At 63.9% G+C, this 18,627-nt stretch carries 15 protein-coding genes and 1 pseudogene; 11 read left to right on the top strand and 5 right to left on the bottom strand.

Going from position 1 to position 18,627, the window contains the following annotated elements:
* The first annotated feature begins 237 nt into the window (after positions 1 to 237).
* The 4 genes from IVB28_RS23795 to IVB28_RS23780 all read left to right on the top strand — a co-directional run bounded on the left by IVB28_RS23795 (position 238) and on the right by IVB28_RS23780 (position 4,249).
* Positions 238 to 1,134 carry an SMP-30/gluconolactonase/LRE family protein gene (locus IVB28_RS23795; protein ID WP_247530148.1) on the top strand — a complete coding sequence of 299 codons (897 nt, stop codon included), beginning with the start codon at positions 238 to 240 and terminating at the stop codon, positions 1,132 to 1,134.
* A gap of 8 nt (positions 1,135 to 1,142) precedes the next feature.
* Positions 1,143 to 1,982 carry an aldo/keto reductase gene (locus IVB28_RS23790; RefSeq protein ID WP_247529443.1) on the top strand — a complete coding sequence of 280 codons (840 nt, stop codon included), beginning with the start codon at positions 1,143 to 1,145 and terminating at the stop codon, positions 1,980 to 1,982.
* A 186-nt stretch (positions 1,983 to 2,168) separates the two neighbouring features.
* Positions 2,169 to 3,110, top strand: coding sequence for a DMT family transporter (locus tag IVB28_RS23785; protein ID WP_247530146.1), 942 nt, complete (start codon positions 2,169 to 2,171; stop codon positions 3,108 to 3,110).
* 59 nt (positions 3,111 to 3,169) lie between these two features.
* A complete protein-coding gene (locus tag IVB28_RS23780) occupies positions 3,170 to 4,249 on the top strand; it encodes a zinc-binding dehydrogenase (protein WP_247529442.1) in 1,080 nt (359 codons plus the stop codon).
* Positions 4,250 to 4,354: 105 nt separating this feature from the next.
* Here the strand turns inward: IVB28_RS23780 and IVB28_RS23775 are convergent, their stop codons facing one another.
* Entirely contained in the window at positions 4,355 to 4,816 is a 462-nt protein-coding gene (locus tag IVB28_RS23775; RefSeq protein WP_247529441.1) for an Lrp/AsnC family transcriptional regulator, read from the bottom strand.
* A 134-nt stretch (positions 4,817 to 4,950) separates the two neighbouring features.
* Between IVB28_RS23775 and IVB28_RS23770 the strand changes: the two genes are divergently transcribed.
* Together IVB28_RS23770 and IVB28_RS23765 are read left to right on the top strand one after the other, a co-directional pair.
* Positions 4,951 to 7,314, top strand: a complete 2,364-nt coding sequence (locus IVB28_RS23770) for a transketolase (protein WP_247529440.1) — start codon at positions 4,951 to 4,953, stop codon at positions 7,312 to 7,314.
* 316 nt (positions 7,315 to 7,630) lie between these two features.
* Complete coding sequence (locus IVB28_RS23765; protein WP_247529438.1) at positions 7,631 to 9,061, top strand: aldehyde dehydrogenase family protein; 1,431 nt, start codon at positions 7,631 to 7,633, stop codon at positions 9,059 to 9,061.
* A 164-nt stretch (positions 9,062 to 9,225) separates the two neighbouring features.
* On the opposite strand, the gene IVB28_RS23760 is transcribed toward IVB28_RS23765, so the two are convergent.
* A complete protein-coding gene (locus IVB28_RS23760; RefSeq protein WP_247529436.1) occupies positions 9,226 to 10,206 on the bottom strand; it encodes an SMP-30/gluconolactonase/LRE family protein in 981 nt (326 codons plus the stop codon).
* Positions 10,207 to 10,295: 89 nt separating this feature from the next.
* Here IVB28_RS23760 and IVB28_RS23755 point away from each other — a divergent pair, with 89 nt between their 5' ends.
* Positions 10,296 to 11,120 (top strand): NAD(P)-dependent oxidoreductase, encoded by an 825-nt coding sequence (locus IVB28_RS23755; RefSeq protein ID WP_247529434.1) that lies wholly within the window; start codon positions 10,296 to 10,298, stop codon positions 11,118 to 11,120.
* Positions 11,121 to 11,464: 344 nt separating this feature from the next.
* On the opposite strand, the gene IVB28_RS23750 is transcribed toward IVB28_RS23755, so the two are convergent.
* A complete protein-coding gene (locus tag IVB28_RS23750; protein ID WP_247530145.1) occupies positions 11,465 to 12,154 on the bottom strand; it encodes a GntR family transcriptional regulator in 690 nt (229 codons plus the stop codon).
* Between the two features lie 173 nt (positions 12,155 to 12,327).
* Between IVB28_RS23750 and IVB28_RS23745 the strand changes: the two genes are divergently transcribed.
* The 4 genes and pseudogenes from IVB28_RS23745 to IVB28_RS23730 all read left to right on the top strand — a co-directional run bounded on the left by IVB28_RS23745 (position 12,328) and on the right by IVB28_RS23730 (position 17,139).
* Positions 12,328 to 14,046, top strand: coding sequence for an IlvD/Edd family dehydratase (locus IVB28_RS23745; protein ID WP_247529432.1), 1,719 nt, complete (start codon positions 12,328 to 12,330; stop codon positions 14,044 to 14,046).
* A gap of 55 nt (positions 14,047 to 14,101) precedes the next feature.
* Positions 14,102 to 15,097, top strand: a complete 996-nt coding sequence (locus tag IVB28_RS23740; protein WP_247529430.1) for a TRAP transporter substrate-binding protein — start codon at positions 14,102 to 14,104, stop codon at positions 15,095 to 15,097.
* A gap of 124 nt (positions 15,098 to 15,221) precedes the next feature.
* Positions 15,222 to 15,802, top strand: a pseudogene (locus IVB28_RS23735) (TRAP transporter small permease).
* Positions 15,799 to 17,139: a TRAP transporter large permease gene (locus tag IVB28_RS23730; RefSeq protein ID WP_247529425.1), complete on the top strand. Its 1,341-nt coding sequence runs from the start codon at positions 15,799 to 15,801 to the stop codon at positions 17,137 to 17,139. Before IVB28_RS23735 ends, IVB28_RS23730 begins: the two are co-directional and overlap by 4 nt.
* On the opposite strand, the gene IVB28_RS23725 is transcribed toward IVB28_RS23730, so the two are convergent.
* Both IVB28_RS23725 and IVB28_RS23720 read right to left on the bottom strand, forming a co-directional pair.
* Positions 17,132 to 17,707, bottom strand: a complete 576-nt coding sequence (locus IVB28_RS23725; RefSeq protein WP_247529423.1) for a histidine phosphatase family protein — start codon at positions 17,705 to 17,707, stop codon at positions 17,132 to 17,134. The two genes, IVB28_RS23730 and IVB28_RS23725, sit on opposite strands and share 8 nt — an antisense overlap.
* Positions 17,704 to 18,498, bottom strand: a complete 795-nt coding sequence (locus IVB28_RS23720) for an enoyl-CoA hydratase-related protein (protein WP_247529422.1) — start codon at positions 18,496 to 18,498, stop codon at positions 17,704 to 17,706. Before IVB28_RS23720 ends, IVB28_RS23725 begins: the two co-directional genes overlap by 4 nt.
* Between the last annotated feature and the right edge of the window lie 129 nt (positions 18,499 to 18,627).

Raw genomic sequence — 18,627 nt, 5'->3', positions numbered from 1 at the left:
GTGCCCCGGACGCTGCGCAGCACGAAGTGATGCGCTGCAGAGCCGGGGCTCATCCAACGGCGGAATGTTCGGCTTTCTGGGTCCCGGCTCTGCGCAGCAACGCTGACGCGTTGCAGCGCGTCCGGGACACGAGAGTGGTGTAAGCTGCTGCGGAGCCATGTCATCACTGCCAATCGACCTTCCCGCCATTGTGCCTTATGCTGCCGCGCTCTCTCCCAAAAGCACATAAGAAGAATGATGTACCTGGAAACGCCGCCGCGCCTGATCGAGACCAGGCTCTTCTCGACCATGCCCGACAAATTCCGCCGCAAGGGCGAGCGCACGGATTGGGCTGACGCCAACCGGCCAGGTGTGCCGACGGACTCCTTCATCGAAGGTCCCTCGCTCGACAAGGACGGCAATCTCTACATCGTCGACATTCCCTTCGGCCGCATCTTCCGCATTGCGCCCGACGGCGAGTGGTCGCTCGTGATCGAATACGAGGGCTGGCCGAACGGGCTGAAGATCGCATCCGACGGTCGCATCCTGCTCGCCGACTACATGCACGGCATCATGGAGCTCGATGCCAAGGCCGGCCGCGTCAAGCCGGTCCTCACCGCGCGCAATTCGGAATCGTTCCGCGGCTGCAACGATCTGCATCTCGCCTCCAATGGTGACATCTATTTCACCGACCAGGGGCAGACCGGATTGCATGATCCGAGTGGCCGGGTCTATCGGCTGGCATCGAATGGCCGGCTCGACTGCCTGATCGATACCGGCGTCAGCCCGAACGGTCTCGTGCTCGATCCGACCGAGACCGTCCTGTTCGTCGCCATGACGCGCGACAATGCGGTGTGGCGATTGCCGTTCATGAAGGACGGCTGCGTGTCCAAGGTCGGCCGGTTTTGCTCGCTGTTCGGCACCAGCGGACCGGACGGCCTGACCATGGACGCCAAGGGGCGCCTGTTCGTCGGCCACGCCTCACTCGGCCACGTCTTCGTATTCGCGCCCAACGGTGAACTGATTGCGCGGATCAAGTCGTGCGCGGGGCCGAACTGCACCAATGTCGCCATCGGTGGCGCGAACAAGGATCGTCTCTATATCACGGAGTCGTCGACCGGCAGCGTGCTGGTGGCGGATATCAGCGGACTGTGAGCTCTAGCATGAACACAAGACCCTTCGGCAAAACCGGCGCCAGCGTCTCCGTCATCGGGCAGGGCACCTGGTATCTCGACCACGGCGACCGCAAGCGCGCGATCGCCGCGCTTCAGCGCGGGCTCGATCTCGGCATGACGCATGTCGATACCGCCGAGATGTATGGCGATGCGGAGCTCGTCATTGCTGAGGCCATTGCGGGCCGGCGCGACGAGGTGTTCCTGGTGTCCAAGGTATTGCCGAGCAATGCCTCGCGCCGCGGAACCGTCACCGCCTGCGAGCGCTCGCTGAAACGGCTGAAGACCGATCGTCTCGATTGCTATCTCCTCCACTGGCGCGGTTCCTATCCGCTGGAAGACACAGTCGCTGCGTTCGAGGAACTGGTGAAGGCCGGCAAGATAAAATCCTGGGGCGTTTCCAATTTCGACACCGACGATCTCGATGAGATTCTCGACGTGGCCGGCGAGGGCCGGATCGCCTGCAACCAGGTGCTCTATCATCTGAAGGAACGCGCCATCGAGCACGCGGTGATCCCATGGTGCGAGAAGCATGGCGTCGCGGTGGTCGCCTATTCGCCGTTCGGTCATGACGATTTCCCGGATACGCGCAGCAATGGCGGCGCCGCGCTGGCGAAGATTGCGGAGGCCCGTCGCGCAACGCCGCGTCAGGTCGCGCTGAGCTTTCTCACCCGTGCAAGTACGGTGTTCGCGATCCCGAAGGCGTCGTCCGCGGAACATGCCACTGAGAACGCTGCGGCCGGCGATCTCGTGCTGACGAAAGAGGAGATTTCTGCGCTCGATGCGGCGTTTCCGCGCGGACCGAAGCCGCGCAGCCTGCCCATGCTGTAATGCACAAACTCCTATTATTAACGGAGCGTTGACGCGCTTGGCGGCCCGCGCATATCCGCATCCTGTTTTCGGAAGTTGTGAACGCGGCGCATTTGTCGTTTTTTACACCGGTCTCGATTCGCAATTTCCCGGGTTCCAGCCGTGACACCGCCGCCCGCTGCAGCCGCAAGGCTCGACAGTATTCCCATGCCCATGCCGGAGAAGAAGCAGGAAGTTCGCCGCGCGCCTGCGCGCGTCGATCATCCCTTCAAAGGCATCGCGCTGGTTTTGTTGTCGACGGTGTTTCTCGGAACCTCCGACGTCACCGCGAAATATCTCTCGACCAGCCTGCCGCCGATTGAGATCACCTGGATCCGCTTCGTTACCTTCGCACTGATGTTCACGCCGGTGATGCTGCCGGGCTCGCCGCTGCATGCGATGCACACCGAGCGTCTTGGCCTGCAATTGATGCGCGGTGCCGCGCTGCTCGGCTCCTCACTGTTTTTCATCACCGGCCTCGCATTCCTCCCCATCGCGGAAGCCTCCGCCACGGGCTTCGTCTCGCCGCTGTTCGTCACCGCGCTGTCGATCATCTTTCTGAGCGAGAAGGTCGGCATGCGCCGCTGGGTCGCGACCGCGATCGGCCTGACCGGCGTGCTGATCATCCTGCGGCCGGGCTCGAGCGCGTTTCACGCTGCTGCGTTCTTCCCGATCATCTCGGCATTCTGCTGGGCCGCCGCGCTGATCCTGACGCGCATGATGAGCGGCCGCGAAGCCGTGCTCACCACCATGGCCTATTCCGCGCTGACTGGCGTTGCGATCCTCAGCGTCATGGTACCGTTCGTCTGGGTGACGCCGAGCTGGACTGCGGTCGGATACGGCATCCTCATCGGCGTCGCCTCGACAGTCGGCCAGTGGATCATCGTGCTGGCCTATCGCTATGGCGATGCCTCGGTGCTGGCGCCGTTCTCGTACACGCAGCTGCTTTGGGTGAGTATTCTGGGCTTCTTCATCTTCGGTGAGGTGCCTGATCTCTGGACCATCGTCGGCGCGGCCTTCATCGTCGCGAGCGGCCTCTACATCGCCCATCGCGAGCGGGTCCGTCGGAACCAGCTGCTGGTGCTGGAAGAGCGTTCCCCGAACCCCTGACGCAAGTCCGCGCGTCCCGCTTTTGCTATCAAGGACTCCAACGACAGGGGAGGAGCCGGATGCGCGCTGCGATTTTCAGGAACGGTGAGATTGTCGTTGGACAGATGGCCGAGCCGACGCCGGGCCCCGGCCAGGTGCTGGTCAAGACTCTCGCCTGCGGCATCTGCGGCTCCGACCTCCACGCACGCCAGCACGCCCACCGCATGGTGGAGATGGCGCGGAAGAGCGGGCGCAAGCCGATGGATCTTGCCCGCGACGTCGTGTTCGGCCACGAGTTCTGCTGCGAGATCGTCGACTACGGAGCCGGCACCGCGCGCAAGCTCAAGCCTGGCACGCGCGTCTGCTCGCTGCCGGCCCTCGTGACGCCGCAGGGCATCGAAGGCATCGGCTATTCCAACGACAATATCGGCGGCTATGCCGAGGCGATGCTGCTCAGCGAAGCGCTGCTGCTCGAAGTGCCCAACGGTCTCGCGCCGGAACATGCCGCGCTGACCGAGCCGCTCGCGGTCGGTGTTCACGCTGTCGCCAAGGCCAACATCCGCGGCGGCGAGGTGCCGCTGGTGATCGGCTGCGGCCCGGTCGGGCTTGCGGTGATCGCGGCGCTGAAGCTTAGGGGACTGCATCCGATCGTCGCCGCCGACTATTCGCCGGCGCGGCGGGCGCTCGCGGCCAGGCTCGGCGCCGACATCGTCGTCGATCCCAAGGTGTCGCAGCCCTATGCGACCTGGGCGGAGCACGCGCAGATGTCGGACGCCGAGAAGGGGGCGCGGCCGCCGTTCCAGGCCATGCTGCCGGCGCTTAAGCCCGCGATCATCTTCGAATGCGTCGGCGTTCCCGGCCTGTTGCAGCAGGTGTTCGAAGGCGCCCCGCGTGACGCGAGGATCGTGGTGGCCGGCGTCTGCATGGAGAGCGACAGGAACGAGCCAATGCTCGGCATCATGAAGGAGCTCAACGTTCAATACGTGCTCGGCTATACGCCGGAGGAGTTCGCAGGCTCGCTACGGCTGATTGCGGAAGGGCAGGTGGACGCCGCGGCGATGGTGACGGCCGAGATCGGCATCGACGGCGTCGCAAAGGCCTTCGCCGATCTTGCCAACCCAGAGGCGCACACCAAGATTATCGTGCAGCCGTGGCGGTAACACGTCGTCATTGCGAGGAGCGAAGCGAGGAAGCAATCCAGACCGTTTCCGCAGACGCATTCTGGATTGCTTCGCTACGCTCGCAATGACGGGCAGAAGCAGCCGTCACACCGGCAGCGCGATCGAATATTTCACCTGGCTCAGCGCAAAGCTGGACTCGATCGAGGCGATGCCGTCGAGCCGGGTCAGCTTGGTCTTCAGGAACGTCTCGTAGGAGGCGAGGTCGGCGGCGACGACGCGCAGGAGATAGTCGCGGTTGCCGGTCATCAGATAGCATTCCAGCACCTCGTCCCATTTCGAGATCGCACGCGCGAAGCGGTTGAGGTCCTCCTCCTTCTGCCGCGCCAGCTTGATCGAGATGAAGACGCTGACATGCAGCCCGAGCGCCTTCTGGTCGACGGTCGCGACATAGCGTGAGATCACGCCGCGCTCCTCCAGCAGCTTGACCCGGCGATGGCAAGGCGAGACCGACAGCCCGACCTTGTCGGCGAGCTCCTGCATGGTCAGGCGGCTGTCCGCCTGGAGCAGCGCGAGGATTTTGCGGTCGATGGTGTCGAGCTCTGGCATTGGGATGAAACCTGTATATTTGTGGAAATATTAGTATGCTATCTCAATCTCGGCGGGTGGCGCGCGAAAAATTGAGAAGTTTGGCGCAGCCCGCGGGCGTATCATCGATGCGACCTGTTGCCGGGAGCATTGCCATGCCCGTTGATTCCAACCGCCTCGACATCCTGAACGCGCTCGCCCGCAAGGCGCTGTGGTTGTCGTCGTGGACCATCCACCACGCCAATCACATCCGCCCCAGCGCTGATGGACTCAAGGTCGGCGGCCACCAGGCTTCGTCCGCCTCGCTCGCCACCATCATGTCGGCGTTGTACTTCCACGTGCTGAAACCTGAGGATCGCGTCGCGGTGAAGCCGCATGCGAGCCCGGTGTTCCACGCCATTCAGTATCTGTTCGGCCGGCAGAGCCGCGAGAAGCTGGAGAACTTTCGCGGGTTCAAGGGCGCGCAGTCCTATCCCTCGCGAACCAAGGACGTCGACGACGTCGATTTCTCCACCGGCTCGGTCGGCCTTGGCGTCGCGCAGACGCTGTTCGCCTCGCTGGTGCAGGACTACGTCAAGGCGCATGGCTGGATGAAGGATCGTCGCGAGGGGCGGATGATTGCTCTCGTCGGCGACGCCGAGATGGACGAGGGCAACATCTTCGAGGCGCTGGCGGAGGGCTGGAAGCACGGCCTGCGCAACACCTGGTGGGTGGTCGACTACAACAGGCAGTCGCTCGACGCCGTGGTGCGCGAAGGGCTCTGGGAGAAATTCGAGACCATGTTCCGCAATTTCGGCTGGGACGTGGTGATCGTGAAATACGGCCGCCTGATGCGCGAGGCCTTCGCCGAGCCCGGCGGCGAGGCGCTCAAGCGCTGGATCGACAATTGCCCGAACGCGCTTTATGCCGCGCTGTGTTTTCAGGGCGGTGCGGCTTTCCGCAAGCATTTGCACGACGAGATCGGCGACCAGGGTCCGATTACCAAGCTGATTGACCGTCGCAGCGACGACGAATTGCTGGCGCTGATGTCGAATCTTGGCGGCCACGACATGGAGAGCATGCTGGAGGCCTTCCAATCCATCGATCATGATCGTCCGGTCTGCTTCATCGCCTACACCATCAAGGGAGTCGGCCTGCCCTTCCAGGGCCACAAGGACAACCATGCCGGCCTGATGACGGTCGCGCAGATGGAGAAGTATCGCGCCAGCCAGAACATCCGTCCCGGCCATGAATGGGACAAATACGAAGGCCTCGCGCAGGACGCGGCCGAGCTTGATGCGTTCCTCGCGCGCGTGCCTTTCAACCAGGACGGCCGCCGGCTGAGCGCGCCTGTTATCGAGGTGCCCCCGCAGCTCGCGTTCAAGCCGTCGTCGCAGATGTCGACCCAGCAGGGCTTTGGTCTCGTGCTGAACGAGATCGCCCGCGGCGACAGCGAGTTGGCCAAGCGCATCGTCACGACGTCGCCCGACGTAACCGTCTCGACCAATCTCGGCCCCTGGGTGAACCGCCGCGGGCTGTTCGCCAACGCCGAGAAGGCGGACTTATTCCGCAGTGAGAAAATTCCGTCCACGTACAACTGGGATGCCTCGCCCAAGGGCCAGCATCTGGAGCTCGGGATCGCCGAGATGAACCTGTTCATCATGCTTTCGGCGCTCGGCTTGTCGCATCAGATCAATGGTGCCCGGCTATTGCCCGTCGGCACGCTCTACGATCCCTTCATCGAGCGTGGCCTCGATGCGCTGAACTACGCCTGTTACCAGGATGCGCGCTTCATGGTGGCCGCGACCCCGTCGGGCATCACGCTGGCGCCGGAAGGCGGCGCGCATCAGTCGATCGCGACGCCTTTGATCGGCATGGCGCAGGATGGGCTCGCCTCGTTCGAGCCGGCCTTCGTCGACGAGCTCGCCGTGATCATGGGTTGGGGCTTCAACCACATGCAGCGCGATCCGGGCGAGGGCGGTTCGGTCTATTTGCGGCTTTCGACGCGCAGCATCGAGCAGGCGCAGCGGATCATGACGCCGGAGCTGCAGCAGGGCATCACCGACGGCGCCTATTGGCTGCGCAAGCCGGGCCCCAACGCCGAACTCGTAATCGCCTATACCGGCGCGGTCGCGCCGGAGGCGATCGAGGCGACCGGCTTCATCGGCGAGAACCGCCGCGACATCGGCCTGCTCGCGATCACATCGGCAGACCGGCTCCATGCGGGCTGGACCGCCGCGCGAAAATTGCGGCGCGACCGCCGCGGCGTGCAGCATCTCAGCCACATCGAGAAGCTGCTGGCGCCGCTGCCGCGCGATTGCGGCATCGTGACCGTGATCGATGGGCATCCGTCAGCGCTCGGCTGGCTCGGCAGCGTCCGCGGCCATCGCGTCGAGGCGCTCGGCGTCGAGCAGTTCGGCCAGACCGGCACGATCGCTGACCTCTACCGCCATCACGGCATCGACGCCAACGCCATCATCGATGCGGCCGAAAGCCTCACCACCGGCGCGCCGGTGCTGCATCGGAAGATGGCGGTGTAGTCGAGGTAACCCACTTGCATGGGCCCCGGCTCAGCAGCGCACCGCTGAAGTAGCGCTGCGCTGCGTCCGGGGCACCAGAGCTGTTTCGATGAGCTGCAGTCTCGTGTCCCGGACGCGGCGCGGCATGAAATGACGCGACGCTGAGCCGGGACCCAAGTTCTTGCCTCCCAGCCACCTTGCCACGTTCCCGCCATCGGCTCGTATAACCTCCGTCCGCCGCAACGCTGGCCCCGCATATGGCGGGTTCAATTGCCGGCGCTTTCGTGCAAAGATGCCTGCCGAAACGCCCCCACCATGCCCCAAGAAGAGGTTAACGATGGTCAATCGCATGCAATTCTACATCGACGGCGCCTGGGTCGATCCCGCCGTCAAGAAGTCCACCGCCGTGGTCAATCCGGCGACGGAAGAGGCGATGTACGAGGTTGCGCTGGGCTCCAAGGCCGACGTCGACAAGGCTGTCGCCGCCGCCAAGCGCGCGTTCGTGACGTTCTCCCAGACCAGCCGTGACGAGCGCGTTGCGCTGCTGTCGAAAGTCATCGAGATCTACAAGGGCCGTCTCAAGGAAATCGGCGCCGCCGTCTCCGACGAGATGGGCGCGCCGCTGCCGATGGCCGAGAAGCTCCAGGCCGGCGCTGGCCTGGGCCATCTCATGACCACGCTCGACGTGCTCAAGAACTATCATTTCGAGGAGCCGGTCGGCACCGCCATGGTGCTGCGCGAGCCGATTGGCGTGGTCGGCATGATCACGCCCTGGAACTGGCCGCTCAACCAGATCGCCTGCAAGGTCGCGCCCGCGCTCGCCGCCGGCTGCACCATGATCCTGAAGCCTTCGGAGTTCACCCCGACCTCGGCGCTGATCTTCGCGGAAATCCTCCACGAAGCCGGCGTGCCGAAGGGCGTTTTCAACCTCGTCAACGGCCTTGGCCCCGAGGTCGGCGCCGCCATGAGCGAGCACCCCGACATCGACATGATCTCCTTCACCGGCTCGACCCGCGCCGGCATCGACGTGGCCAAGCGCGCAGCGCCGACGGTGAAGCGCGTCAGCCAGGAGCTCGGCGGCAAGTCGCCGAACGTCATCCTTGAAGGCGCCGACCTCACGAAGGCGGTGACCGGCGGCGTGATGCACATGTTCAACAACTCCGGCCAGTCCTGCAACGCGCCCTCGCGCATGATCGTGCCGGCCTCGAAGATGAAGGAGGTCGCCGCAATCGCAAAGGCCGTCGCCGACAAGACCAAGGCCGGCGATCCGCGCGCGGAAGGCACCACCATCGGCCCGGTCGTCAACCGCGGCCAGTGGGACAAGATCCAGGGCCTCATCAAGAAAGGCATCGACGAGGGCGCTACCCTCGTCGCCGGCGGCCCGGGCCTGCCCGAAGGCGTCAACAAGGGCTTCTACGTTCGTCCGACCATCTTCGCCGACGTCACCCCCGACATGACGATCGCCCGTGAAGAGATCTTCGGACCGGTGCTGACCATCATTGGCGCCAAGGACGAAGCCGAAGCCGTGCACATCGCCAACGACACGCCCTATGGGCTCGCCGGCTACGTCACGGGCGCTTCGGTGGAGGACGCCAAGCGCGTCGGCCGGCAGATCCGCGCCGGCAACGTCAACCTTCAGGGCGTTCCCAACGACCGCACCGCGCCGTTCGGCGGCTACAAGCAGTCCGGCAACGGCCGCGAGTGGGGCAAGTACGGCCTCGAGGACTTCCTCGAAGTGAAGGCGGTCGCCGGCTTCAACGCGGCGTAAGTTTTAATCGCGTGAATGAACATAGCGCCGGAGCGGGAAACCGCTCCGGCGCTTTTTGTTTGGCCGAGGTCATTGCGAGGAGCTCTTGCGACGAAGCAATCCTGACTGTCTCCGCAGAAGCATTCTGGATTGCTTCGCTGCGCTCGCAATGACGCGGAGAGACTCTATCCCCCCACGGCGCCCTGCGTGTTCACATACAGCGCGTAGATCGACTGGCTTGCCGCCATGAACAGGCGGTTGCGCTTGACGCCGCCGAAGCAGAGATTTGCGCAGCGCTCGGGCAGCGCGATGCGGCCGATCATGACGCCGTCGGGCGCGAACACCACGACGCCGTCGAGCTCGGGATCGCCCATGCCCCAGCCACACCAGAGATTGCCGTCGATGTCGCAGCGCATGCCGTCAGGCGTGCCCGGGCCGGCATCGATGTGGACGCGCTTGTTGGAGATCGTGGTGCCGTCCGCCGCGACGTCATAGGCGAGGATTTTCCGGTTCGGCACGCCGCGCGATTCCACGACGTAGAGAATCTTTTCGTCCGGCGAGAAGCACACTCCGTTCGGACCAAGCACGCCCTCGGCGACGATAGTCGCCTTGCCGGTCGCGGGATCGAACCGGTAGACGTTCGGATCGATCTCGGGCTCGGCCTTGTAGCCCTCGTAATTGCCGAGCAGGCCGAAGGTCGGGTCGGTGAACCAGATCGAGCCGTCCGATTTAACAATGACATCGTTCGGCGAGTTCAACGGCTTGCCGTTGAATTGATCCATCAGCACGGTGATGCTGCCGTCATATTCGGTGCGCACCACGCGCCGCCCGCCGTGCTCGCAGGTGACGAGCCGGCCTTGGCGATCCCTGGTGTTCCCGTTGGCGAAGTTCGAGGGCTTGCGGAACACGCTGACCGCACCGGTCTCCTCTTCCCATTTGATGATGCGCTGGTTCGGAATGTCGCTGCAGAGCAGATAGCGCCCGTCGCCGAACCACACCGGTCCCTCGGCCCAGCGCAGGCCGGTCGTCAGCCGTTCCACCGCCGACAATTTCAGCCAGTATTTTTCGAAACGGGGATCGAGCGCTTTTATCGCGGGATCGGGATAATAGGTCGCCGGCTGCCAGCCGTGACGGCCATCCCCGGAGTGGGACGATGCCTCATTCATGTCGGTTCTCTCGTTTCGTTCCCTCTGGACAAACCTGCTATCATTAGAGACACGTCACCGCAAATCGGACACTAACGGCGAGGACAGACATGGCGCGCATCTTGATGACGGGAGCTTCGGGCGGAATCGGCACCAGCCTGCGAAAACTGCTGCCGCCGATCTATCCGGATCTCCTGCTCTCCGACATCAAGCCGCCGGCCGATCTCGGCGCGAACGAAAAGTTCAAGGCAGCTGACCTCGCCGATCTCGGGCAATGCGAGGCGATCTGCGAGGGCGTCGACGGCATCATCCATTTCGGCGGCTATTCGGTCGAAGGCACCTGGGATCAGATCCTCCAGGCCAACATCATCGGCGGCTACAACCTGTTCGAGGCTGCCTACCGCAAGGGGGTCAAACGCGTGGTGTTTGCCTCGTCGAACCATGCCGTCGGCTTCTATCCGCGCCACCACAAGATCGGCACTGACGTCACACCGCGTCCCGATGGCCGCTATGGGGTCAGCAAGGTGTTCGGCGAGGCTGTCGGCGCGCTCTACGCCGACAAGCACGGGCTAAAGGTGACGTGCCTGCGCATCGGCAATTTCGGCGACATGCCGCTCGACCAGCGCCGGCTTTCGATCTGGCTCAAGCCCGACGACCTCGTGCAGCTCTGCCGCATCGGGCTCGAGCATCCCGACATTCATTTCGAAATCTTCTACGGCGCCTCCCTCAATGAGCGCGCCTGGTGGGACAACCACCGCGCCTACGAATTCGGCTATCGCCCCACGGGTCGCTCCGAGGATCACGTGGCCCACGCGATGGCCGAGCAGGCCAAGCTGAAGCCGGATCCGATCGGGGATTATTTCCAGGGCGGCACGTTCTGCAGCATGGAGTTCGATGGCGATGCGAGCCGCATCATCGATTGGAATAAGCGCTAATCGAGGCAGCTGAGACGTCGCACGGAGTTGATTACGGACCCGAAACGAGCCTGCGCTGACTACGGAAGTGCCAGAGTGTGGATCGCGGTTTGCTGAGGCGGTACTGAATATTTTCGTGTCTAAAGCATGATCCGGAAAATGCGCAGCGGTTTTCCGAAAAGATCATGCTTAAACAACAACCTAAAGCGCGATGGCGATTCATCCTCATCGCATCGCGCTTTAGTTGCGCGAGAGGCGGACATTGCTCTGTCCGGATTTGGAGCGTCAGCATTGCGGCTAAGAGCGAGCTGTCGGACCACTCGCGCAGGCCTGCTTGATGGTTAGAAGCGGAGACTCACCATTTATCAGTTTGCGCCTTCAGCTTCGCCAGCAATCCTCACCAGATAATCCTTTTTGCTGAACTGCATGTGGTCCACGCAAAGCTGCGCCAGCGCCCAGCTGTCGCGGCCTTTCATCAGCTCGATCATCATGTCGTGCTGACGCCGCGATTGCGCGAGCCCGTCGCGATCGGCGAGGTTCTTGGCGCGCATCGGTAGCGTCAGGTTCATGTAGTCCTGCAGCGAGCGCACCAGATAGGGATTGCCGCAGGCAGAGAACAGCGCGAGGTGGAAGGCGTCGTTGGCTTCGTGGATGCCGCGCAGATCCTGCGCGTCGGCCCTCGCGCAATATTGCCGTTGCAAGGCGGCGAGTTCGTCGATCAGGTCTTTCGGTGCGGGCAGGGGGATCATCAGCGCGGCCTGCCGCGTCAGCATCTCCCGGACCTCGTAGATCTGCCCGACTTCGCCGGGCGAGTAGAACCGCACGGTGGCGCCGACGTTCTTTTCGCGGCGGACGATGCCGCGCCGTTCCGCATCCACCAGCGCCTGGCGCACGAAGTGGCGGGAGGTGCCGTAGCGCGACATCAGCGCATCTTCGGTCAGGCGCGCCCCCGGCGGCAGGCGGCCGAAGATGATGTCCTCCTCCAGCCGCGCGACGACGTCGTCCGGGTCATCGCGCCGGACTGGCATGGCGTCTGCGGTGCGAATCTCGGACATGCCCTCGGCCTCCGGCTGCAGCCGGTCGCCCTGTGAAGCAGGGAAGGAGCCGATTGTCAATAATTCGTGCCCGCCAATGGTGTCGTGGACCAGAAATGCGACAGAATAGACCAACCTTATTGACAATCGAGGGGCAGGCTGTACCACAATGGCAAATTGGAAGGACTGGCACGATGACGAGTGGGTTGCGCAAGGGTCTGACGAGCTATGGCGATGCCGGCTTCTCGCTGTTCCTGCGCAAGGCATTCATCAAGGCCATGGGCTATTCCGACGACGCGCTGGAGCGCCCGATCGTCGGCATCACCAACACCTATAGCGACTACAATCCCTGCCACGGCAACGTCCCCCAGATCATCGAAGCCGCAAAGCGCGGCGTGATGCTGTCGGGCGCGATGCCGTTCGTGTTCCCGACCATCTCGATCGCCGAGAGCTTTGCGCATCCGACCTCGATGTATCTGCGCAATCTGATGGCGATGGACACCGAGGAGATGATCCGGGCGCAGCCGATGGATTCGGTGATCGTGATCGGCGGCTGCGACAAGACTTTGCCGGCGCAGGTGATGGCGGCGATCAGCGCCGACCTGCCGACAGTGGTCATCCCCGTAGGGCCCATGGTGGTTGGCCATCACAAGGGCGAGGTGCTGGGCGCCTGCACCGACTGCCGTCGGCTCTGGGCGAAATACCGCGCCGGCGAGATGGATGATGTCGAGATCGAGGCGGTGAACGGGCGGCTGGCGCCATCGGTCGGCACCTGCATGGTGATGGGGACAGCCTCGACCATGGCCTGCATGATCGAAGCCATGGGCCTGTCGCTGCCGATGAGCGCGACGATTCCCGCGCCGCATGCCGAGCGCTTTCGTCTCGCTGAGGCGAGCGGCAAGGTGGCGGCCGAGATGGCGAAGACGAAGGGGCCGAGGCCGAGCGAGCTGCTGACGCCGGCATCTTTCAAGAACGCCCAGGTCGTGCTTCAGGCGATCGGCGGCTCGACCAACGGCCTCATCCATCTGACCGCGATGGCGCATCGCTCGCCGCACCGGCTCGACCTCGAAGTGTTCGACCAGATCGGCCGCGAGGTGCCGGTGCTCGTCGACCTCAAGCCGTCAGGCGAACATTACATGGAGCATTTCCATCACGCCGGCGGCGTGCCGAAGCTGCTGGCGCAGCTCGGCGATCTCGTCGATCTCGATGCCAAGACCATCAGCGGCCAGACGCTGCGCGACGTCGTCGCCGATGCGGAGGACGTGCCGGGCCAGGATGCGATCCGACCGCGCGACAATCCGATCAAGAAGGAAGGCGGACTCGCCGTCCTGCACGGTAATCTTGCGCCGCGCGGCGCGGTGATCAAGCAATCGGCCGCCAGCCCGAAACTGTTGCAGCACATCGGGCGCGCGGTGGTGTTCGAATCGGTCGAGGACATGACCCTGCGGGTTGATGATGCCGATCTCGACGTGACCGCCGACGACGTGCTGGTGCTGCGCAATGCCGGCCCAAAGGGGGCGCCGGGCATGCCCGAGGCCGGCTATCTGCCGATTCCCAAGAAGCTCGCGCGCGGCGGCACCAAGGACATGGTGCGCATCTCCGACGCGCGCATGAGCGGCACCGCGTTCGGCACCATCGTGCTGCACATCACGCCCGAATCTGCCGTCGGCGGGCCCCTGGCGCTGGTGAAGAATGGCGACATGATCCGCCTCGACGTGGCCAAGCGCAACATCGAGCTGCTGGTCGACGCGGCCGAACTCGAACAGCGGCGCGCTACGCTGAAGCCCGCCGCTGCGCCGGAAGACGCGCGGCGCGGCTACGCCTGGCTGTTCAACGAGACCATCATGCAGGCCGACGAGGGCTGCGACTTCGATTTCATGCAAAGGACTGGGAAGAAGACCGAGACAAGCTGACCGAACGACGAGCGCTCAGACCGCACAGCGGCGGGCGATAACACAGGGGGAAACGATGATTGCACGATCCATGCGTGGGTTGGCGGCCGCGGCCGCTATGCTTTTCGTCACCGGGGCGGGGGCGCAGGAGGTAAAGCATTATCGCTTCGCCTATGACCAGCCGCGCAACACCGGCTATTCCATCGCGGGTGATCTCTTCGCCGAGAAGCTCAAGGAATTGAGCAAGGGCACCATGATCATCGACCAGTATCCAGGTGCGCAGCTCGGGCAGGAGCCGCAGGTGCTGCAGCTCGTGAAGGCGGGCGACGTCGAATTCGCGATCATCTCCTCGGCGAACACCGCGACGATCTCGCCGCAGGCGGGCGTGATGTCGTTGCACTTCCTGTTCCGCGACGAGAATCACGTGGTCAAGGGCCTGGCCGACCCGAAAGTGTTCGAAGCGCTCAAGTCCATGATCGACGAGACCACGCAGGGCCTGCACGTGATCGCGACCGGCTCGCAGGGCGTGCGCCACATGTACTCCAAGAGGGAGATTCACAATGTCGGCGAGATCAAGGGTCTGAAGATCCGCGTGCAAGCGACTGCGACCGAGGACACCATGTTCCCGGCCTACGGCGCCCAGACCGTGCACATGCCATTCGGCAGCGTCTACACCAGCTTGCAAACCGGCGTTGTCGAGGTCGCCGAGAACAGCATCAACGTCTACCTCGTCAACAAGCACTACGAGGTCGCCCCGGTCCTCAACATCACCGAGCACGAGGCCAACAACGCGCTGGTGTTCATCTCCGACAAGCTCTGGCAGAGCCTCTCGGCCGAGCAGAAGGGCTGGGTGCAGGCGGCGGGGAACGAGGTCAGCTCCAGGGAGCCGCAGAAAGCGTTCGACCTGGAGCGGACCGCGGCCGAGAAGTTGAAAAAGATGGGCGTGAAGATCGTCGACAACGTCGACAAGAAGAGCTTTACGGCGATCGCCGATCCCTATCTCGACAAGCTCGCCAAGGAGCTCGGCCCGCACGCTGAGAAGATCAAGGATTTGATCCGGTCGATTAATTAGGCCGCAATCGAAGCCGTCATGCCCGGGCTTGTCCCGGGCATCCATGTTCTTCCTTCGACCGCGCCAAGTGCGTGGATGGCCGGGACAAGCCGGCCATCACGGAAAGCTGCAGCCGGGAGCAACAATGCCCATCGTCGACAAACTGCTGCTGCAACGGCAACGACACCTCAAATGGCGCGGGCTGGACTGGCTCGAGCTGGCGCTGATGATTCTCTGCGGCCTGCTCTGCTTCGGCTTCTCGCTCTCGGTGACAGCCGATATTGTCACCCGCACCGTCGGCCATCCCTGGCTGTGGCTGCAGGAGGTGACCTCGACGCTGTTCGTTTACGCGATCTTCGTCGGTACGGCCGCCGCGACGCGCCGCAACGACCACCTCTATCTCACCGCGATCTCCGAGGCGATGCACGGCACCTCTCGGCTGATCGTTGAGGTGATCATCCGTCTCGTCGTGCTCGGCGTCGCCATTTGCCTGATCTGGTACGGCTACCAGAATTATCTGCGCGGCTTCGGCAGTTTCCGCCTGCCGTCGGGCACGCCGATTGCCTCGCTCTACGCAATCATTCCGCTGTCGGGCGTGCTGATCGGCCTGTTCACCCTCGAGCAACTCGTCAACGGTCTGCGCAACGGCTTTGACCACCCCGAGCCGCCCGAGGAAGACGACGGGGACCTGTCATCACCGACGTACAGATGAGGACACAGCCGTGAGCGCACCCGTTGTTCTGGCGTTGATGACGATCTGCTTCCTCTCGTTCGGCTATCTCGGCGTGCCCGTGCCGTTCTCGCTGATGGCCGGCGTCTTCATCGGCGCGCTGCTGTCGGATGTTTCGCTCGCCGCCATCATCCAGAAGATTTTCGACGGCGTCGATTCCGAGGCGCTGCTGGCGATCCCGTTTTTCCTGCTGGTCGGCGAGCTCATGAGCTCGGCGAATGTGGTGGTGCGAATAGCCAATCTCTCGGTGTCGCTGGTCGGGCATATCAGGGGCGGCCTGTCGCAGGTCGTGGTCGTCTTCAGCATGTTCTTCTCGGAGATGTCGGGCTCGACAACCGCTGACGTTGCCGTGATGAGTCGCGCGCTGGGCGGCCCGATGAAGCGCGAGGGCTATGAACCGGCCTTCATCGCCGCCATCATTGCGTCGGCCTCGACCATCGCGGCACTGGTGCCGCCGAGCATCACGGCGGTGGTCTATGGCGCGGTCGGCAACGTCTCGATCGCCGGCCTGTTCATGGCCGGCGTCGTGCCGGGCCTGATGATCGGCTTCGGCCTGATGATCTACTGCTATTTCTTCGGTCCCTCCGGCCTGCGCAAGCCGCGTGCGCCGCTGCGGCAGGTGGTGTTCGCCGCCGGAGATGCTGCCCTGCCGCTGATGATCCCGGTAATCCTGCTCGGAGGCATCCTGACCGGCTGGTTCACGCCGACGGAGGCGGGCGTCGTCGCCGTGGTCTGGATCGTCCTCGTCGTGATCCCCGCGCTCAACCGGGGCCATATCCGGAAAATTCCTTACGATTTCTGTCTCGCCGGCCTGATCTTCTCGCTGCCGCTGATCACCATCGGCGCCGCCAACGCCTTTGGCTGGATGCTCGCTTATCTGCGCGGTGCAAGCTACATCGCGGAGGTCATCACCTCGCTGGCGGGCAATGATCCGCATCTGATCATGCTGCTGATGGTGCTGCTCTTCACCATCGTCGGCGACTTCATCGAGCCAGTGCCGACCATCATCATCTTCATGCCGCTGGTCAACACGCTGACGGAAGCAGGGGACATCAATTCCGTCCATATGGGCGTGGTGCTGATCGCGACGCTCGCCTTCGGTCTGATCACGCCGCCTTACGGCCTGGTGCTGCTGATGGCGTCGAAATTCGTCGGCGTCAGTTTCGCCAAGGCCTTGCGCGCGGCATTGCCGATCTATCTGGTGTTCCTGGGGACGATCGCATTCGCAATCTACTTTCCGAGCGTGGTGCTGTGGCTGCCGCAGAAGGTGCTGCCGGAGTCGGTCGGCTGCTTCAAGTCGCCGGCGGGCACGGGCTACATCTGTCCTAAATAACGACTTGCTCGACACGCCACCGCGCTGATTCGCGGACGTAGCGGAACGGCGTGCCGTGGCTATTCCTGAAGTAGCTGCCGCACAGCACGTTCGCCATTCCTTGCATCACCGCGTCGTGGCAGACGAACAGCAGATTGTCGTCAGGATGACGCGCGAGCCAGGTCGAAACGCAACGCAGCGAGCGTTCGGTCATGGCGTGCCAGTCTTCGCCGTCGGTCGGAAGGATCGACACGAGGCCCGCCGCAGATTTGACGCCGTGCTTGATCATCAGGTCGCGGACGGGAAGGCCCTCAAAGCTGCCGAAATCGAACTCGACGATGCCTTCGTCGATCGCGAGCGGGACCGAGATCGCGTCCGCGATGATCTCGGCCGTTCGTGCCGCGCGCACCAGGGGGCTTGCGACGATGCGGCTGATGCCGGCGCCGCGCAGCATGTCCACGGCTTCGTGCGCCTGCCGCAGGCCGTCTTCGTTCAGCGGATTGTCGGTCCGCCCCTGGAAACGTCCCTCGCGATTCCAGTCGGTCGCGCCGTGACGAAGGCCGTAGAAGCTGCGCGCGGGCGCCGTCACTTTGACTTGCTCGTGAATTTCTTCACCGCGGTACGAAACGCCTCCGTGTTCATCGCCATGATGATCTTGTGCTCCTCGGCGTCCAGCTGCTGCTTCACCGGTGTGGTGGCGGCCTGGTAGACCAGCTGCTTGGTGCCGGCGATCGCGGCCGGCGCGTTCTGCGCCAGGCGCTCCGCGAGCTGCCGCGTCGCCGCCTTCAGCTCCGCGGCGGGCACAAGCTTGGCGACAAGGCCCCATTCATGGGCCTGCTGGGCGGTGAAATTGTCCTCGGCCAGAAACATCTGGAGCGCGCGGCGGGAGCCGACCGTGCCGACGATGCCGACCGTCGAGCCGCCGTCCGGCGACACCCCGATCTTGGCGTAGGCCGGCGTGAACTTGGCATCATCAGCGGCAATGCAGAGATCGGTGACGAAGGCGAGGCCCATGCCGGCGCCGGCGGCCGAGCCGTGCACGCTCGACAGCGAGATCTTCGGCATGCGGCGGATAATCTCGATGAAGGCGTGATAGTGCTTCAGGAGCTCGCCGACGACCGGCGTCACTGTGCCCGCTTCGGCGGCCGCCCCGATCGTCTGCAGATCGCCGCCGGCCGAGAAGGCGCGGCCTTCGCCTTCGAGCACCACGACGCGGATGTTGTCGTCGCCTTCGATGGAGGCTGCGAGCTGTTCGAGCTTCTGCGCGATCGCAAGGTTGATGGAGTTGAACGCGGCGGGACGGTTGAGCGTGATGGTCGCGATGGGGCCGTCGATCCGGAGCAGGGCGGGATCATCGGGTTGGGAGACGGGCGCGGTCATTTGGAAATCCCCGGCAGGAGGTCATTGCTGCAACTAAATCGCAGAAGGCGAGAGGTGACAATCCCCGGCGGCTCTTGCGCCGGGCGGACCGATAGGCTCAAATGGGCTCGCCTTCGCCAAGGATACGGA

This window comes from Bradyrhizobium sp. 199 (assembly GCF_023073355.1).
In the GTDB taxonomy this organism is placed as follows: Bacteria; Pseudomonadota; Alphaproteobacteria; order Rhizobiales; family Xanthobacteraceae; genus Bradyrhizobium.
Note: the sequence above shows the minus strand (reverse complement) of the source record. Positions and strands in the feature narration are given on the sequence as shown.

Excerpts from the sequence above, each read along its gene's own strand:
- IVB28_RS23795 (WP_247530148.1), top strand. The coding sequence starts at position 238 with ATGTACCTGGAAACGCCGCCGCGCCTGATCGAGACCAGGCTCTTCTCG.
- IVB28_RS23790 (WP_247529443.1), top strand. The coding sequence starts at position 1,143 with ATGAACACAAGACCCTTCGGCAAAACCGGCGCCAGCGTCTCCGTCATC.
- IVB28_RS23785 (WP_247530146.1), top strand. The coding sequence starts at position 2,169 with ATGCCCATGCCGGAGAAGAAGCAGGAAGTTCGCCGCGCGCCTGCGCGC.
- IVB28_RS23780 (WP_247529442.1), top strand. The coding sequence starts at position 3,170 with ATGCGCGCTGCGATTTTCAGGAACGGTGAGATTGTCGTTGGACAGATG.
- IVB28_RS23775 (WP_247529441.1), bottom strand. The coding sequence starts at position 4,816 with ATGCCAGAGCTCGACACCATCGACCGCAAAATCCTCGCGCTGCTCCAG.
- IVB28_RS23770 (WP_247529440.1), top strand. The coding sequence starts at position 4,951 with ATGCCCGTTGATTCCAACCGCCTCGACATCCTGAACGCGCTCGCCCGC.
- IVB28_RS23765 (WP_247529438.1), top strand. The coding sequence starts at position 7,631 with ATGGTCAATCGCATGCAATTCTACATCGACGGCGCCTGGGTCGATCCC.
- IVB28_RS23760 (WP_247529436.1), bottom strand. The coding sequence starts at position 10,206 with ATGAATGAGGCATCGTCCCACTCCGGGGATGGCCGTCACGGCTGGCAG.
- IVB28_RS23755 (WP_247529434.1), top strand. The coding sequence starts at position 10,296 with ATGGCGCGCATCTTGATGACGGGAGCTTCGGGCGGAATCGGCACCAGC.
- IVB28_RS23750 (WP_247530145.1), bottom strand. The coding sequence starts at position 12,154 with ATGTCCGAGATTCGCACCGCAGACGCCATGCCAGTCCGGCGCGATGAC.
- IVB28_RS23745 (WP_247529432.1), top strand. The coding sequence starts at position 12,328 with ATGACGAGTGGGTTGCGCAAGGGTCTGACGAGCTATGGCGATGCCGGC.
- IVB28_RS23740 (WP_247529430.1), top strand. The coding sequence starts at position 14,102 with ATGATTGCACGATCCATGCGTGGGTTGGCGGCCGCGGCCGCTATGCTT.
- IVB28_RS23720 (WP_247529422.1), bottom strand. The coding sequence starts at position 18,498 with ATGACCGCGCCCGTCTCCCAACCCGATGATCCCGCCCTGCTCCGGATC.